This is a genomic window from Limimaricola cinnabarinus (assembly GCF_047631075.1).
GTDB classification, from domain to species: Bacteria; Pseudomonadota; Alphaproteobacteria; order Rhodobacterales; family Rhodobacteraceae; genus Limimaricola; species Limimaricola cinnabarinus.
Window position 1 is genome coordinate 132,796 of record NZ_JBLHYX010000003.1, and the last position, 16,178, is coordinate 148,973.

Below are 16,178 nucleotides of genomic sequence, written 5' to 3' on the forward strand. Positions count from 1 at the left end.
CGAATGAGACCGATCCAATGCGCGGCGATCCTCGCCGCGTCTCTGCTCGCGGCGCCCATGGCGCATGCGGGCGACCCGCAACTCGGCAAGCAGGCGGCGGGTGCCTGCGCCGCCTGCCATGGCCGCGACGGCATCGCCATGGCGCCCGACGCGCCCAATCTCGCGGGGCAGCCCGAGAGCTATCTCGTCGAGCAGTTCCTGGCCTATCGGTCCGGGGAACGCGCGCACGAGCAGATGACGCTGATCGCGCAGAGCGTTGACGAGGCCGAGATCGAGGATATCGCGGCCTATTTCGCAGCGATCGAAATCACCGCGACGGTGCCGGACGCGCTGAAGTGAACCTCAAGGCGCGGTGCCGCCCGTCTCGGGGAAGGCATCGCGCCAACGGGCCTGGAACAGCGCGCGCTTGTGTGCATCAAGCGCGATCAGAAGCGCGGGCGTGAGCGCGATGGGGCGTTGCAGCGTCTCGGTCGCCTCGCCAAGCTCCAATGCCGTGCCGTCCTCGCTCTCCATCCGTACGATCAGGAGGGCCGCTTCGAGCGCGCGGCGGCCTTCGGCCGAGAGCAGGAAATCCACGAACTGCGCCGCGCCGCGCGATTGCCCGGCCTCGCGCGGGATCATCGCGGCGCGCGACAGCACGAGGGTGTAGTCCTGCGGTGCGACGACGCCGAGGCGCGGGTCGCGCCGCGCCCGCGCCAACGCGTAGGAGCCCAGCACGTTGTAGGCCACGCGGTATCGCCCCTCGGCCACCCCGTCGATGATCTCGGCCGAACAGCAGGTGGCCACCGAGCCCGAGCGCCCGAAGCTTTCCATCAGCCCGCCGAAGGTCGTGGCCTCGGTCGAGTCCGCGAAGGCGAAGAGAAACCCGAGGCCCGACCTCTCGATGTCATAGGTGGCGACGCGGCCACGAAACGGGCTTTCGGTCGGGCGCAGCAGGTCCAGAAGGTCGAAGCGCGAATGCGGGACCTGCGCGGGTGGCACCAGGTCGCGGTTGTAGACCATGACGGCAGGCTCGCGGGTGACGCCCCACAGCTCGTCGCGCCAGATCAGCGCATCGGGCAGGGCGGCGGTGAAGGCCGAGCGGTGCGGTCTGGCGCAGCCCTCGTTCACCAGATCGACCATCTGGTGCACCGCCGAGGAGATCACCAGATCCGCGCCCGCCCGCCCCCGGGCACAATCGTCGCCCTGCAACCGGTAGAGCGCGTTGGAGCCCCATTGCTCGTAGCGGATCGCGATGTTCGGGCGGGTTTCGAGGAACGTCTCGACCACCGGTCCCAGCACCGCGATGTCGGTGGTCGAGCGCAGCCGCAGCGTTTCGGTCGCGGTGCCGGACCCGAAATCGCGCGTCAGTTCCTGCGCGCGGGCGGGGGCGGCAAGCAGCAGGAGCGCCATGAGCGCCGCGCGGATCATGCGCCCGCCCGTGGCAGGCGCAGGGCCGCTTCGAACCCCCCCTCGCGCGGCCCGAGGACGAGCGCGCCGCCATGGCTCTGTGCGACCTCTCGCGCGATGGCGAGGCCGAGCCCCGCCCCCCCCGGCGCATGGGCGGCGAAGCGCGCGCCCATCCCCGCGAGGATCGCGGGCGCGGGCCCCGGTCCCGCGTCATGGGCAAAGAGCCGGGCCATGCCGTTTTCGCGCGCGACGCCGACGCGGATCGGCGCGCGGCCATGCGACAGCGCGTTGGCGGCGAGGTTCTTGCCCGCCTCGACCAGCGACAGCGCGTCGCCGCGCACCACCACCGGGGCGGGCGGCAGGTCGAGCCGGATGGCGGCCCCGCCCGGCGCATCCTCGAGCGCCTCGTAGATCTCGAGAGCCACGTCGCGCAGGTCGATCGCGCTGCGCGGCGCGGTGTCGGTGCGGTGGATCGTCATCGCCCGGTCGAGCATCCGGTCCAGAAGCCGTGACAGCCCGACGCTGCGATCGTGGATCCGCGCGAGCAGCCGGGCGCGGCGCTCGGGGTCGGTCTCTTCCTGCGCGTCCTGCGCCTGCGCGCGGATCGCAGCCACTGGGGTGCGCAGCTGGTGCGCCGCGTCGCCGATCAGGTTGCGGCTTGCCGCCGCCTGCCGGTCGAGCCGCCCCATGAAGCCGTTGAGCGCGCCGAGCATGGGCGCGATCTCGGAGGGCATTGGCAGGGTGATCGGCGTGAGATCGGTCGGATCGCGGCGCGCCAGCGCTCGGCCCAGCCGCTGCAGCGGCCTGAGCGCCGAGAGCGTCGCGAGCCATGCGAACAGGCCGATGACGAGCCCGGCGGCGGCGAGCACCGCCAAGGCCCCCCCCGCGATGTCGCGCGCCAGCGCCCGGCGCGCGCGCAGCGTCTGGCCCACCGTGATCCGCACCGGCCCCGAGAAGCTGCGTTCGGCAAAGCGACGGACAAGCGCCACGTAGCGGCCCGGCTCGCCCCCGAGATCGCCGTCGTAGAACACCGGTCCCGAGGCTTCGCGGCGCGGCGGGGCAGGGGCCGCATCCGAGCCGGTGAGCGTCGCTCCGTCCGGCCCGGTGACGCGGTAGCGGATGCGGTCCTCGGGGGCCAGCGCCAGCATCTGAAAGGCCGAGGCCGGCATGTCGACCACCGCCGCACCGTCGCGGATTGTGATCGAGGCGGCTATGTCGCTGGCCGCGCCCAAAAGGAGCCGGTCATAAGCCTCCCGCGCCGCCCGCCCGCCATAGGCGAGCGCCACCGACAGCACCACGACGCCGCCCAGAAGCAGCACCGCCCCCACCGCCAGCGCCACGCGCGACTTCAGCGACCAAGTGCGCGTCTCAGCCATCGAGATCGAGCCGGTAGCCAAGGCCCCGATGGGTTTCGATCGCGACGCCCGATCCCATGAGCTTCTTGCGCAGCCGCGCCACGTAAAGCTCGATGGTGTTGGTGCCGACATCGGCGTTCTCGAAGCCGAACAGCCCGTCGAACAGCCGGTCCTTGGACATGATCCGGCCCCGGTTGGCGATGAGCAGGTTCAGGAGCGCCAGCTCGCGGCGCGTCGCGGTGACGGCGGCGCCGCCGACCCGCAGGCTCTGCGCGCTCGCGTCGAAATCGAGACCGGCCAGCACCACCCGGTTCTCGGCGCGGCCCGCCTCGCGGCGGGTGAGCGCGCGCAGCCGCGCCTCCAGCTCGCGCAGGTCGAAGGGTTTGACAAGATAATCATCGGCCCCCTCGTCGAGCGCGCCGACCCGATCCTCGACCGAGAACTGCGCGGTGAGCACCAGCACCGGGGTCCGGTCTCCCGCGCGGCGGCGGTCGCGCAGAAAATCTCGGCCCGAGCCGTCGGGCAGGTTGAGGTCGAGCACGATGGCCGCATAGCCGGTGACATCGGCGCAGGCGCGCGCGTCGGCCAGCGTGGGCGCGATGTCGCAGGCAAAGCCCGCACGGCCGAGGCTCGCGCTCGCGGCTTCGGCGACATCCGTGGTGTCTTCGACGATCAGTATCCGCATCCATCCTCCGGCGGCCCACCATAGGGGCAGGGTGGCGCGGAAAGAAGCCCGATCGGCGCGGATGACAGCTTGATGACAGCTTTGCCGGTCACAAGGGCGGACGAGGCCGCCCCGGGGGAGTTCCGGACGGCCCTGACCTTTGGGAGGACAGACATGACCATCACGTTCCGCCGCGGCCTGATCGCGGCCGCGCTTCTGGGCACCGCACCCGCCGCGCTCATGGCGCAGGGCTTCACGCCCGAGAACCCCGAATGCATCGCCCCCGCGAACCCGGGCGGCGGCTGGGACTTCACCTGCCGTCAGGCCGGAAAGACGCTACAGGATCTCGACCTGATCCCCTCGACCATGCAAGTGGTGAACCTCGCCGGCGGCGGCGGCGGCGTGGCCTTCGCCGAGGTCGTCAACAAGCGCACGGACGAGGGCGACCTGATCGTCGCAGCCTCATCGGCGACCGCGACCCGGCTGGCCCAGAACGCCTATCCGGGCAACACCATGGACCAGGTGCGCTGGATCGGGGCGCTGGGTGCGGATTACGGCGTCATCGCCGTGGCCGCCGACAGCGAGGTGCAGGACCTGCCGGGCCTGATGGAGATGATCAAGAACGACCCGACCTCGGTGTCGATCGGCGGCGGTTCGGCCGTGGGTGGCTGGGATCACCTCAAGGTGCTGATTGCGGCGCAGGAAGCGGGCATCGAAGAGGTCCGCGCGGTCAAGTACATCGCCTTCGACGGCGGCGGCGAGGCGGTCACGCAGCTCTTGGGCGGTTCGCTGCAGGCCTTTACCGGCGATCTGTCCGAATCCACCGGCTTCATCGAGTCGGGCGACATCCGCGTGCTTGCGGTGCTGGCGCCCGAGCGGCTCGAGGGCGAGTTCTCGGAGATCCCGACCGCCAAGGAGCAGGGCATCGACGCGGTCGGCGCCAACTGGCGCGGCTTTTACGGGCCGGGCGAGATGTCGGACGAGGCCTATGACTACTGGGTTTCGGCGATCGACCAACTCTATGCCTCCGACGAGTGGCAGGCGGTGATGGAGTCCAACGGTCTCGCGCCGCTCGACCTGCAGGGCGAGGAGTTCCAGAGCTTCGTGCAGGACTCGGTGAACGAGATCACCGATCTGTCGAAAGAAATCGGCATCATCCAGTAAACGGCCCCACGCGGTCGGGTGGGGCGTGCCAAGGCGCGCCCCACCTTCAATTTCAGGGAGGATCGCATGAGCGATCGCATCTTCGGTGGCATCGGTCTGATGCTCGCGCTGCTCTATGTGTGGCGCGCCACGATCATCCCCGACAGCTTCATGTCCGACGCCGTCGGCCCGCGCGCCTTTCCCTACGGGATCGCCGCCGTCATGGCGCTGAGCTCGCTGTGGTTCCTGTTCAAGCCCGATCCCGAGCCCGAATGGCCCCGCGCGGGGCGTCTGGCTGAAATCGGCCTCGCCGCGCTCGTCATGATCGCCTACGCGCAGCTGCTGCCGGAGATCGGCTTCGTCATCGCGACCGCCTTTGCCGCGGCCTATCTCACATGGCGGCTCGGCTCGACCCTGCTGCAAAGCGCGATCATCGGCGTGTCCACCTCGCTGGGCATCTATGTCATCTTCCACCTCGTCCTCGGGCTCAGCCTTGCCCGCGGGCCCTTGGGCATCTGAGGAGCGCGCCATGGACACACTCGCATCCCTTGCCGACGGCTTTGCCGTCGCTCTCACCTGGCAGAACATCGCGCTGGCGCTGATGGGCTGTTTTCTGGGCACCATCATGGGCGCGCTGCCGGGCCTTGGCCCGTCGAACGGCGTCGCGATCCTGATCCCGCTCGCCTTCACGCTGGGACTGGGGGCCACGCCCTCGCTGATCCTGCTCACGAGCGTCTATTACGGCGCGATGTATGGCGGGCGGATCTCATCGATCCTTTTGAACATTCCCGGCGACGAGCCGGCGATGATGACCTGTCTCGACGGATATCCGATGGCCCGGCAGGGCCGGGCGGGCGAGGCGCTGGCGCTGTCGGGCGTCGCATCTTTCGTGGGCGCCTTCTTCGCCACGTGGGGTCTGGTGCTGCTGGCGCCGCAGCTCGTCAAGGTGGCGCTGCTGTTCGGCCCGGCGGAATACTTCGCGCTCTTCGCGCTGGCCTTCATGACGCTGGGCGGCGTCTCCTCGACCAATCAGGCGAAATCGGCCTTCGCCGCGGCCCTCGGCCTCGGCCTTGCCATGGTCGGGGTCGACACCCAGACCGGCGTGCCGCGCTTCACCTTCGGCGAGGTGCATCTTTATGACGGCATCGACTTCCTCGTCGCCATCGTCGGGCTGTTCGCGCTCTCCGAGGTGTTCATCTTCCTCGAGCATCGCGGCACCGACAAGGACGCCTCCACCGCCCCCAAGCTGGACATCGGCCGCATCACCCCCTCCTTCGCCATGCTGAAATACTGCACGCCGACGATGCTGCGCACGACCGTGCTGGGCTTTGTCGCGGGCGTGCTGCCGGGGGCGGGCGCGTCGCTCGGCTCCTTCATCAGCTACTCGATGGAAAAGAAGCTGGTCGACAAGAACAACACCTTCGGCACCGGCGATCCGCGCGGTGTCGCCGCCCCCGAGGCGGGCAACAACGCAGCCGCCGGTGGCGCGCTGGTGCCGATGCTGGCGCTGGGCGTTCCGGGATCGGGCACCACGGCGGTGCTGCTGGCGGTGCTCTTGTCGCTCAACATCACGCCCGGCCCGCTCCTGTTCACCCAGAACCCCGACGTGGTCTGGGGCCTGATCGCGGCGCTGTTCATCGGCAACTTCATGCTTTTGGCGATGAACATCCCGATGGTGGGGCTGTTCGTGCGGGTGCTGATGGTGCCGCCGCGCATCCTGATGCCGGTCGTCGCGATGGTCTCCTTCGTCGGCATCTACGGCATCTCCGGCTCCAGCTTCGACCTGATGGTGATGGTGGCCTTCGGCGTCGCGGGCTGGCTGCTCAGGAAGCTCGACGTACCCTTGGTGCCGGTGATCCTCGGCACGCTTCTGGGCAACGCCATGGAGGTGAACATGCGCCGCGCCGTGACCATCGCCGATGGCGACTACTCGGTGCTGTTCGGCTCGTGGCTGACTCTGGCGCTCTGGGCCGTGGCGATCATCGGCTTCGTGCTGCCGATCTTCGTGGGCGGTGTGGTCAAGGCACGGATGCGCGGCGCAGCCGAGCGTGAGGCCTCGATCACCGACTGAGGCTCGCACCATTTGCCTTGAGCGGGGGCGGCGAAAGCCGTCCCCGCGTCTCGTTCAGCTCAAGGTCGTGCCGCCACCGTTTCGGAACACCGCCTGCAGCAGGGCCTCCTGACCGAAAGGCTTGGTCAGCACCCGCGCCCCGGGGATCGCCTCCGAGCCGGGCACGCGTTCGCGCCCGGTGGCGAAGATCACCTGCAGATCCGGCCGCAGCGCCACCGCGTCGCGCGCCACGTCGAGGCCCGAGCGATCGGGCAAGCCCACATCGATGACCAGGCGGTCGGCGGGGGCCTCCTCGATCAGCGCCAGCGCCTGCGCGCCGGTCGCGGCCTCGCGCACCTCGGCCCCGGCGGCCAGCAGCATCTCGACCAAGTCGAGCCGGATGAAGGTGTCGTCCTCGCACACGACGATCCGGAGCCCGGCGGTCTTGTCCAGCTCGGGGGAGGGAGGATCGGAGGCGGGGGCCATGGGGCTGGGGGCGGGATCGGTCACGAGCCCCGTTCTAGCCGGCTCGGCCGCATCGGGTCCAGCCTTGGCGAGGGACAGGGGATCGAGCAACTCGCGCAGCCGCCGTGCGAGGGTTTCTCGGCGGTAGGGCTTGGGCAGAAGCTGGATGCCTTCGTCGAGGCGGCCATCATGCACGATGGCGTCACGCGAATACCCCGAGGCGAAGAGCACCGGCAGCCCCGGTCGCAGGTCCTGCGCGCGCGAGGCCATCGCGCGGCTGCTGATCCGCCCGGGCATCACCACGTCGGTGAGCAGCAGATCGAATCTCCGATCACTCTCGATCATCTCAAGCCCGGCATCGGCGTCCTCGGCCTCGATCACCTCGTAGCCCAGATCGCGCAGCATCTCGGCGCCGACACGGCGCACATCCGTGTCGTCCTCGACCAGAAGCACCGTCTCGGTTCCGCCCGTCACCGGCCCGGAGGCGCGGGGCGGCACCGGCTTTTCGGTGCGCAGCGACCGCGGCAGATAGAGCCGCACCGTCGTTCCGACACCCGGCGCGCTCTCAATGGCGACATGGCCGCCCGACTGTTTCACAAAGCCATAGACCATCGCCATGCCAAGGCCGGTGCCGCGGCCCTCGGGCTTGGTGGTGAAGAACGGCTCGAAGATCTTTTCGATCACCTCGGGGCCCATGCCGCTGCCCTCATCGGTGATCGCGAGGCGCACGTATTCTCCCGGCACCACATCGGTGAGCGCACGCGCCGTCTCGGTGTCGATCTCACAATTGTCGAGTTCGATGCGCAGGCGGCCCCGGCCCTCCATCGCGTCGCGGGCATTGACTACGAGATTGATCAGCGCGTTTTCGAGATTGGTGATGTCGACCAACGTGTTCCACAACCCGCGCGCGGTGACGGTCTCGATCCGCACGCCTTCTCCCACCGCCGAATGCAGGATCGGGCCGATCTCGCGTAGCATCCGCCCCAGATCGACGGCGCGCGGCTCGAGCGGCTGGCGCCGTCCGAAGGCCAGCAGCTGCGCCGAGAGCGTCGCGCCGCGTTCAACCGCCCCCATCGCCTGATCGAGACGGGTCGGCGTCAGCCGCCCCTGCGACAGCTCGCGCTGGGCCAGCTGCAGGCTGCCGGTGATCGCCTGGAGCAGGTTGTTGAAGTCATGCGCGATGCCGCCCGCGAGGTTGCCGATGGCCTCCATCTTCTGGCTCTGCCGCAAAGTAGCGTTGACCTGTTCGAGCGTCTGGTTGCGCTGCGCCACCCTCTGTTCGAGCGTGGCATTCAGATCGGCCAGCGCGGCTTCGGTGATCTTGCGATCCTCGATGTCGGTGTTGGTGCCGATCCAGCGCGTGATCCGGTCTTCGGCATCACGCACCGGTACCGCCCGCACCAGAAACCAGCGATACCGATCATCGGCGGCATGCAGCCGGAATTCGGTCTCATAGGGCGCACCGGACGCGAGCGAGGCCTGCCAGATCGAGGCCACGCGATCGACGTCGTCGGGATGGATCACCTCGGCCCAGCGATCGCCCAGGATTTCGTCCGGACCGCGCCCGGTGAACTCGTAGACCCGGTCGCTGGCCCAGTCGAGCCGCCCGTCGGGCAGGGCGGTCCAGACATGCGACGGCATGTTCTGCGCCATCAGGCGAAACCGCTCCTCGGTCTCGCGCAATTCGCGCTCGGCGCGCTTCTGGGCGGTCACGTCGTGGCCCTGGACCAGGATGCCGACGGTTTCGCCGGCGGGGTTCGACAGCGGTTGGTAGACGAAATCGACGAAGACCTCGCTCGGGGGGGCGTTCTCCCTCTCGACGAAGGCCCGCACCCCGTGACGGGTGATCGCCTCGCCGCTTCGGTACACCCGATCGAGAAGGTCGATGAAGCCCTGTTCGCGCATCTCCGGCATCGCCATCGCGGCGGGTTGGCCGATCAGGTCACGATGCATGCCGACGATCCGCCGGTACTCGCGGTTGGCGAGTCGGTAGACGTGTTCGGGTTCGGAATGAATCGCGATGATGCTCGGGGCCTGATCGAACACCGTCTCGAAGAAGCGCGTCGCGAGACCAAGTTCGAAATTCTCCTGCGCGACGATTTCGGCCCGCAGCAGCAGATCGGTCCCACGTGTCCCGGCATCGGCGGCGAAGCCGTCCTCCTTGGCGGCGTGGGCCTTATTGTAAAGGTCGGTCACGTCATGCGTGTTCTGCAGCAGGAACTCGACCTCGCCGGACGCGTCGAGGATCGGGATCTGGGTGGCGCTCCAGTAGCGGTTCTCGACCCGGCCCTCCGCATTCGCGATCGGGTAGGGGATCAGCGGCAGATGGTCCAATTCCGCCGAAGCGAATACGCGGTCGAAGGAGCCGCGCAGCATGGCGTCGGCCTCGCCCTCGGCAGGAAAGACATCGCTGTAGAGCCGCCCGATCAGATCTTCCGGCGACCGCCCCGTCACCGTGCAATAGGCGCGGTTCGCCCAGATATAGCGCAACTCCCGGTCGAGCAGCATGTAGGCCGTGGAGGCCGATTCGAAGACCGCGCTGATGTCGACGCCCATGCGGCTGTCCTCCGGAGGTGCAAGCCTGCCAGATATATCCGAGAGGGGCGGCGGAACAAGCCGTAGCCGACATCGCAAAGTGGTCAACAAAAATTACCAGTTGCCTTTGCGGGGCCAAACCAAGATGATCGCGGCAGCCATGCGGGGGAGTGCGTGGCACAGTGAGAATATCTGGGAGGAGTTCATGACAGTTACCCCTAAGAAGACGGCACAGGTCTCGCGGCGTTCGTTCCTGCGCAAGGGTGCGCTCGGCGCGGGCGTCACCGCCGCCGGTGGCCTCGCCGCCCCCGCCGTGCTCGCGCAGAGCCCGATCGTGGTCAAGCTGCAGACTTCCTGGCCGGCTTCGGATATCTGGCAGGAGATGGCGCAGGCCTATGCCGACCGCGTCGAGGCGATGTCCGGCGGCCGTCTCAAGGTCGACGTGCTGCCCGCGGGCGCCGTGGTCGCGGCGTTCCAGGTGATGGACGCGGTGAGCGACGGCCTGATCGACATGGCGCATTCGGTGCCGGTCTACTGGTACGGCAAGAACAAGGCCGCTTCGCTGTTCGGCACCGGCCCCGTCTTTGGCGGATCGGCCGACACCATGCTGGGCTGGTTCTATGCCGGCGGCGGCGAGGAGTTCTACGCCGAGCTGATGGAAACGATGGGCCTCGACGTGGTGGGCCTGCTCGGCTTCCCGATGCCGGCGCAGCCCTTCGGCTGGTTCAAGAATGAGGTCACCGGCGTCTCCGACATCAAGGGCCTGAAGTACCGCACCGTCGGTCTCGCGGCCGACCTGATGCAGTCGATGGGCATGTCGGTCGCCCAGCTTCCGGGTGGCGAGATCGTCCCCGCCATGGAGCGCGGCGTGATCGACGCCTTCGAGTTCAACAACCCGACCTCCGACAGCCGCTTCGGCGCGCAGGACGTGGCCAAGAACTACTACCTCTCGTCCTATCACCAGGCTTCCGAGAGCTTCGAGTTCCTGTTCTCCAAGAGCTTCCTCGAAGGGCTCGACCCGGATCTGCAGGCGATCCTGCGCCATTCGGTCGAGGCGGCGTCCACCGCGAACAGCGCCCAGGCGCTCGACCAGTATTCGCGCGATCTGCAGAAGCTCTCCGAGAGCGGCGTCACGGTGCGCCGGACTCCGCAGGAGATCCTCGCGGCACAGATCGACGCCTGGGACGCGCTGATCCCCGAGCTCGAGCAGGACGACTTCATGAAGCGGGTGCTCGACAGCCAGCGCGAATGGGTCGAGCGCGTGACCTACTACACGCTGATGAACTCGCCGGACTACCAGCTCGCCTACGAGCACTACTACCCCGGCAAGCTCGCGCTCTGAGCCTGACCTGACCGCCCGGCGACGCGAGCGCGTCGCCGGGCCCTCATCCATACGGGACGCGAATGCTCGGATATATCAAATTCGCCGATGCCCTTTCCGCCGCTTTCGGCAAGGTTTTCGGCTGGCTCATCGTGCTGATGACCTTCGGGGTCAGCTACGAAGTCTTCGTGCGCTACGTGCTGGGTTCGCCCACGCCTTGGGCGCTCGACGTCTCCTTCATCATGTACGGCACGTTGTTCATGCTCGGCGGCGCCTACACGCTGTCGCGCGGCGGCCATGTGCGCGGCGACTTCCTCTACCGGCTCTGGCCGGTCAGGGTGCAGGCGGCGGTCGATGGCTTTCTCTACATCATCTTCTTCTTCCCCGGCGTGCTCGCCCTCATCTTCGCGGGCTGGAAGTATGCCGAGAAGTCCTGGCGCTTCGGCGAGGTCTCGGTGAACAGCCCCGCGGGCGTGCCGATCTACCAGTTCAAATCGGTGATCGTCGTCGCGGGCGTGCTGCTGGCTGTCCAAGGGCTGGCCCAGCTGTTCCGCTGCATCCTCGCGATGCGCGACGGGGTCTGGCTCGAGGCCGCCGAGGACGTCGAGGAGACCGAGGCGCTGCTGATGAAGCAGATGACCGCCGCCTCCGATCACCCGGACATGAAATGACGCGCGGCTTCCGCGTTAACCCGATACGGAGCGCACGCACGTGACCGAACCGCAAATCGCCCTGATGATGCTGGGCGTCTTCATCTGCCTCGTCTTTCTGGGCTTTCCCATCGCCTTCACGTTGATGGCGCTCGGCATCGGCTTTGGCTATTTCGCCTATTTCGACGCCGGCCGCATGTGGCGCGACTACGACCGGCTCGATCCCGAGATCGCGAGTTGGTGGGAGAGCACCTCGACCTGGATCGACGGCTTTCTCAACAACCGCGTCTTCGACCTTTTCATCAACCAGACCTATACGGTGATGTCGAACGAGGTGCTGACGGCGGTGCCGCTGTTTCTCTTCATGGGCTACATCGTCGAGCGCGCCAACATCGTCGACCGGCTGTTCACCACGCTCAACATCGCGTCCAAGAACGTGCCCGGCTCGATGGGCGTCGCTGCTCTCATCACCTGCGCGCTCTTCGCCACGGCCACCGGCATCGTCGGCGCGGTGGTGACGCTGATGGGACTTCTGGCGCTGCCCGCCATGCTCAAGGCGCGCTACGACACCTCCTTCGCCACCGGCATCATCTGCGCGGGCGGCACGTTGGGCATCCTGATCCCGCCCTCGATCATGCTGATCGTCTATGCGGCGGCCTCTGGCGTGTCGATCGTGCGGCTCTATGCAGGGGCGCTGCTGCCGGGCCTCGTGCTCGTGGGTCTCTACCTGACCTACGTGATCGGCCGTTCGATCCTGCAGCCTTCGGTCGCACCGCGCCCGACCAAGGAAGAAGTGCCGGACGTGCCCATCGGCAAGCTGCTGTGGATGCTCTTCACCTCCTTCTTCCCGCTGGCGGTGCTGATCCTGTCGGTGCTGGGCTCGATCCTGTTCGGCCTCGCCACCCCTACCGAAGCGGCCGCGATCGGCGCTCTGGGTGGCATGGTGCTGGCGGTGCTCTACCGCGCGATGACCTTCGAGCGGCTGCGCGAAAGCGTCTATCTCACGGTGCGGACCACGGCAATGGTGTGCTGGCTCTTCGTCGGCTCCTACATCTTCAGTTCGGTCTTTTCCTATCTAGGCGGCGAGCATCTGATCTCGGAATGGGTTTCGGGTCTCGACTTGACGCCGATCCAGTTCCTGATCCTCGCGCAGTTGATCATCTTCCTGCTCGGCTGGCCACTGGAATGGTCGGAGATCATCATCATCTTCGTGCCGATCTTCCTGCCGCTGCTGGAGATCTTCGGGGTCGATCCGCTGTTCTTCGGCATCCTCGTGGCGCTGAACCTGCAGACCTCGTTCCTGACGCCGCCGATGGCGATGTCGGCCTACTACCTCAAGGGCATCGCCCCGCCGGAAGTGCGGCTGACGCAGATCTTCAAGGGGATCCTGCCGTTCCTCGCCATGGTGATGGTGTCGATGGTGCTGGTCTACATCTTCCCGCAGCTGGTCTTCGGCCTGCCGGAGCTGTTCTATGGCCGGTGAGCTGAAGAAGGCCGCGATGCCCAAGGGCCATGTGCCCATGCTCGACCTCTCGGCGCGCGAGCTGCGCGACCGGATGGCGGCAGGCGCGCTTCAGGCCACCGACTTGGTTAGGGCCTGCCTCGAGCGGATCGCGGCGCTCGAACCCGAGGTGCAGGCTTGGGCCTGGCTCGATGGCGGCCATGCGCTGAAGCAGGCCGAGGCGCTCGACGCGCAGCGGCGTTCGGGGCGGCCCACCGGGCCGCTGCACGGGCTGCCCGTCGCGCTCAAGGACGTGATCGACACCGCCCGGATGCCGACGCAGAACGGCACGCCTCTCGATGAGGGGCGCGTGCCCGAGGCCGATGCCGCGCTCGTCACCCGGCTACGCGCGGCGGGGGCCATTGTCATCGGCAAGACCGTGACCGCGGAGCTGGCGTTCCTGCATCCCGGCAAGACTCGCAACCCGCATGACGCCGCCCGCACGCCGGGCGGCTCCTCCTCGGGGTCGGCCGCAGCCGTCGCGGCGGGCATGGTGCCCCTCGCGGTCGGTACCCAGACCGGCGGCTCGGTGATCCGACCCGCCGCCTTCTGTGGCACGGTCGGGTTCAAGCCGAGTTTCGGCGCGATCCCCCGCACAGGGGTTCTGAGCCAATCTCCCTCGCTCGACACCATCGGCGTCTTCACCCGCAGCATCGAGGACGCGGCGCTTCTGGCCGAGGTTCTCTTTGGCTTTGACGCGAACGACCGCGCCACCGTCCTCGCGCCACCGCCGCATCTGCATGCCACCGCGATGACCGCGCCGCCGGTGCGCCCAACGCTGGCCTTCCTGCGCCCGCCGGGCTGGGACCGGGCCGATGCCGACACCAAGGCCGCGCTGGAAGAGCTGGTCGAGGCGCTGGGAGAGCGGTGCTTCGAGACGGCGCTGCCGGGGATCTTCGATGAGGCCGCCGAGATCCGCGAGAGGATCAACCTCGCAGAGATGGCCAAGTCCTATTACAGCTATGAAAAGCGGGGCAGGGACCGGCTCTCGGAGGAGATGCGCGGCGCGCTCGACCGTGGCAAGGACATTCCCGCGCGCGACTACATCTCGGCGCTTGACTGGCCGGATGTGCTCTATGCCGGTCTCGACGAAATCTTCGAGAGGTGCGACGCCATCCTCGCCCCCGCAGCACTCGGCCCGGCCCCCGAGGGGCATGCCAGCACCGGTGATGCGATCTTCAACGGGCTCTGGACGCTGTGCGGCACCCCCGCCGTGACCGTGCCGATCCTGCAATCCGAAACCGGCCTGCCGATAGGCGCGCAGCTGATCGGCAGGCGTAGTGACGACGCCCGGCTCCTGCGCACCGCGCGCTGGCTCGAAGGGCTCATCTCCGAGGAGACCGACCTATGATCAGGCGTATCATGACCTACGTGGCGCTGGCCTTTTTCTTGGGCTTTCTGGGGATCATGCTGTGGCATATCCCGCGTCTCGATCTGGGCGCCGTGCTCGCAGTGACTGTGGCGCTGGTGCTGTGGGACGTGTTCTCCACCTCGTTCGACACCTGATCCGCGCATGAAAACGCCGGGTCCCTGATAGGGCGACCCGGCGTTCCCGATGTGACGCCGCCCGCCGTTACAGGCGTGCGGCGTCGCCGTGTCAGGGCCTCAGACGCCGTGACCGTGCCACGGTCCATGGCTGTCATCCACGTCGTCGGTGCGCTCGAAGCCATGCTCGCCGAAATAGTCGCGCTGCGCCTGGATCATGTTGGCGGTGCCGCGCGCGGTGCGCATCGTGTCGAAATAGCTCAGCCCTGAGGAGAGCGCCGGCATCGGGTGCCCGAAGCGCGCGCCAATGGCAACCAGTTCACGCAGCGCCACATGTCCTTCGCGCAGATGCCGCGCGAAGACCGGGGCCAGCATCAGGTTGCGATCCTCGTCCTCGGAGAGGGCGGCGGCCATGTCGTCGAGCATCGCCGAGCGGATGATGCAGCCTTCGCGCCAGACCCGCGCGATGGCCGGAAGCGGCAGCGTCCAGCCGAACTGCTCCGAGGCGGCGGCGATCATGTCGAATCCCTGCGCATAGCACAGCACCTTGCCCGCGATCAGCGCCCGCTCCAGCATTTCGTCGGAAACCGCGCCCTCGGGGATCTTCGTGGGCGCCGCGCCGAACAGATCCTCGCCCTCGTGGCGCGCCGCGACCCGGCTCGACAGGTTACGCGCCACCACGGCGGCCTCGATCGCGGGGATCGGGGCGGCGAGATGCTGCGCCTCGATCGCGGTCCAGCGACCGGTGCCCTTCTGGCCCGCCTTGTCGAGGATGAGGTCGATCATCGGCTGGCCGGTGTGCTTGTCGGCGGCCTTGGCCACGATCGAGGAAATCTCGATCAGATAGGATTGCAGCGCGCCCTCGTTGAAGCGCGCAAAGCTGTCGCCGATGGCGGTGGCGTCCATGCCGAGCCCGTCGCGCATCACGCCGTAGACTTCGGCGATCATCTGCATGTCGGCGTATTCGATGCCGTTATGCACCGCCTTGACGAAGTGGCCCGCGCCTTCGCGGCCCATCCAGTCGGCGCAGGGCTCGCCCTTGAACTTGGCAGCGATGGCGGTGAGGATCGGCTCGACCCGGTCCCAATGCTCCTTTTCGCCACCGCCCATGATCGCAGGCCCGTGACGCGCGCCGGCCTCGCCGCCCGACACGCCGATGCCGAGATACGGCTTGCCATCCGCCTCGTGCGCGCGGCGGTTGGTGTCGTGGAAATTGGCGTTGCCCGCGTCGATGATCATGTCGTCATCGTCGAGCAGCGGCCTGAGTGCCGCGATCTGCTCGTCCACCGGATCGCCCGCAGGCACCATGAGGATGATCGCGCGCGGCTTGGCGATGGCAGCGACGAGTTCCTCGTAGCTCTCGGTCGGGATCACCCGGTCGGCCAGCTCTCCGGCTTCGGCGTGGAAGGCGCGGGTGACGTCGGCGCGGCGGTTCCAGACCGCGATGGGAAAGCCCTTTTCGGCGATGTTGAGCGCCAGCGCGCTGCCCATTGTGCCAAGGCCGATCAGGCCGATCTTCGCTTTGTCCTCTTGTGCCACGGCGGCCTCCCTGTCTGGTATACCGCGCCAGCTTTATCCTCGCCCGCTCATGGGAACAACCAAGCACGCGCTATCAATGCG

At 67.9% G+C, this 16,178-nt stretch carries 14 protein-coding genes; 9 read left to right on the plus strand and 5 right to left on the minus strand.

All coding sequences use genetic code 11. From position 1 onward, the window contains the following. Positions 1-3: 3 nt before the first annotated feature. Positions 4-339, plus strand: coding sequence for a c-type cytochrome (locus tag ACJASC_RS03910; RefSeq protein WP_415143711.1), 336 nt, complete (start codon positions 4-6; stop codon positions 337-339). A gap of 3 nt (positions 340-342) precedes the next feature. Here ACJASC_RS03910 and ACJASC_RS03915 read toward each other — a convergent pair whose 3' ends face one another. The 3 genes from ACJASC_RS03915 to ACJASC_RS03925 are packed head-to-tail and all read right to left on the minus strand — an operon-like array spanning position 343 to position 3,429. Further along, positions 343-1,410 (minus strand): ABC transporter substrate-binding protein, encoded by a 1,068-nt coding sequence (locus tag ACJASC_RS03915; protein ID WP_415143713.1) that lies wholly within the window; start codon positions 1,408-1,410, stop codon positions 343-345. Then, on the minus strand, positions 1,407-2,765 hold the full coding sequence (locus ACJASC_RS03920; RefSeq protein ID WP_415143715.1) for a sensor histidine kinase: 1,359 nt from the start codon (positions 2,763-2,765) through the stop codon (positions 1,407-1,409). The genes ACJASC_RS03915 and ACJASC_RS03920 overlap by 4 nt, the downstream gene beginning before the upstream one ends. Continuing rightward, positions 2,758-3,429 (minus strand): response regulator, encoded by a 672-nt coding sequence (locus ACJASC_RS03925; RefSeq protein WP_021695105.1) that lies wholly within the window; start codon positions 3,427-3,429, stop codon positions 2,758-2,760. Before ACJASC_RS03925 ends, ACJASC_RS03920 begins: the two co-directional genes overlap by 8 nt. Positions 3,430-3,582: 153 nt before the next feature. On the opposite strand from ACJASC_RS03925, the gene ACJASC_RS03930 reads away from it, so the two are divergent. The 3 genes from ACJASC_RS03930 (at position 3,583) to ACJASC_RS03940 (ending at position 6,622) form a co-directional block, all read left to right on the plus strand. Continuing rightward, positions 3,583-4,572 (plus strand): Bug family tripartite tricarboxylate transporter substrate binding protein, encoded by a 990-nt coding sequence (locus ACJASC_RS03930; RefSeq protein WP_415143718.1) that lies wholly within the window; start codon positions 3,583-3,585, stop codon positions 4,570-4,572. 66 nt (positions 4,573-4,638) lie between these two features. Further along, positions 4,639-5,070 carry a tripartite tricarboxylate transporter TctB family protein gene (locus ACJASC_RS03935; protein WP_021695107.1) on the plus strand — a complete coding sequence of 144 codons (432 nt, stop codon included), beginning with the start codon at positions 4,639-4,641 and terminating at the stop codon, positions 5,068-5,070. A gap of 10 nt (positions 5,071-5,080) precedes the next feature. Then, positions 5,081-6,622, plus strand: coding sequence for a tripartite tricarboxylate transporter permease (locus ACJASC_RS03940; protein ID WP_415143720.1), 1,542 nt, complete (start codon positions 5,081-5,083; stop codon positions 6,620-6,622). 54 nt (positions 6,623-6,676) lie between these two features. Here the strand turns inward: ACJASC_RS03940 and ACJASC_RS03945 are convergent, their stop codons facing one another. Further along, positions 6,677-9,622 carry a PAS domain-containing protein gene (locus tag ACJASC_RS03945; protein ID WP_415143722.1) on the minus strand — a complete coding sequence of 982 codons (2,946 nt, stop codon included), beginning with the start codon at positions 9,620-9,622 and terminating at the stop codon, positions 6,677-6,679. 184 nt (positions 9,623-9,806) lie between these two features. Here ACJASC_RS03945 and ACJASC_RS03950 point away from each other — a divergent pair, with 184 nt between their 5' ends. From ACJASC_RS03950 to ACJASC_RS03970, 5 genes are all read left to right on the plus strand, one after another. Beyond that, positions 9,807-10,943, plus strand: a complete 1,137-nt coding sequence (locus ACJASC_RS03950; RefSeq protein ID WP_415143724.1) for a TRAP transporter substrate-binding protein — start codon at positions 9,807-9,809, stop codon at positions 10,941-10,943. A gap of 62 nt (positions 10,944-11,005) precedes the next feature. Then, positions 11,006-11,593, plus strand: coding sequence for a TRAP transporter small permease subunit (locus tag ACJASC_RS03955; RefSeq protein WP_415143726.1), 588 nt, complete (start codon positions 11,006-11,008; stop codon positions 11,591-11,593). A gap of 40 nt (positions 11,594-11,633) precedes the next feature. Continuing rightward, on the plus strand, positions 11,634-13,055 hold the full coding sequence (locus ACJASC_RS03960) for a TRAP transporter large permease (RefSeq protein ID WP_021695112.1): 1,422 nt from the start codon (positions 11,634-11,636) through the stop codon (positions 13,053-13,055). Then, positions 13,045-14,424 (plus strand): amidase, encoded by a 1,380-nt coding sequence (locus ACJASC_RS03965; RefSeq protein WP_415143729.1) that lies wholly within the window; start codon positions 13,045-13,047, stop codon positions 14,422-14,424. Before ACJASC_RS03960 ends, ACJASC_RS03965 begins: the two co-directional genes overlap by 11 nt. Next, complete coding sequence (locus tag ACJASC_RS03970; RefSeq protein WP_415143731.1) at positions 14,421-14,579, plus strand: hypothetical protein; 159 nt, start codon at positions 14,421-14,423, stop codon at positions 14,577-14,579. The genes ACJASC_RS03965 and ACJASC_RS03970 overlap by 4 nt, the downstream gene beginning before the upstream one ends. 99 nt (positions 14,580-14,678) lie before the next feature. On the opposite strand, the gene gndA is transcribed toward ACJASC_RS03970, so the two are convergent. Continuing rightward, positions 14,679-16,097, minus strand: a complete 1,419-nt coding sequence (gndA, locus tag ACJASC_RS03975; protein ID WP_415143733.1) for an NADP-dependent phosphogluconate dehydrogenase — start codon at positions 16,095-16,097, stop codon at positions 14,679-14,681. Between the last annotated feature and the right edge of the window lie 81 nt (positions 16,098-16,178).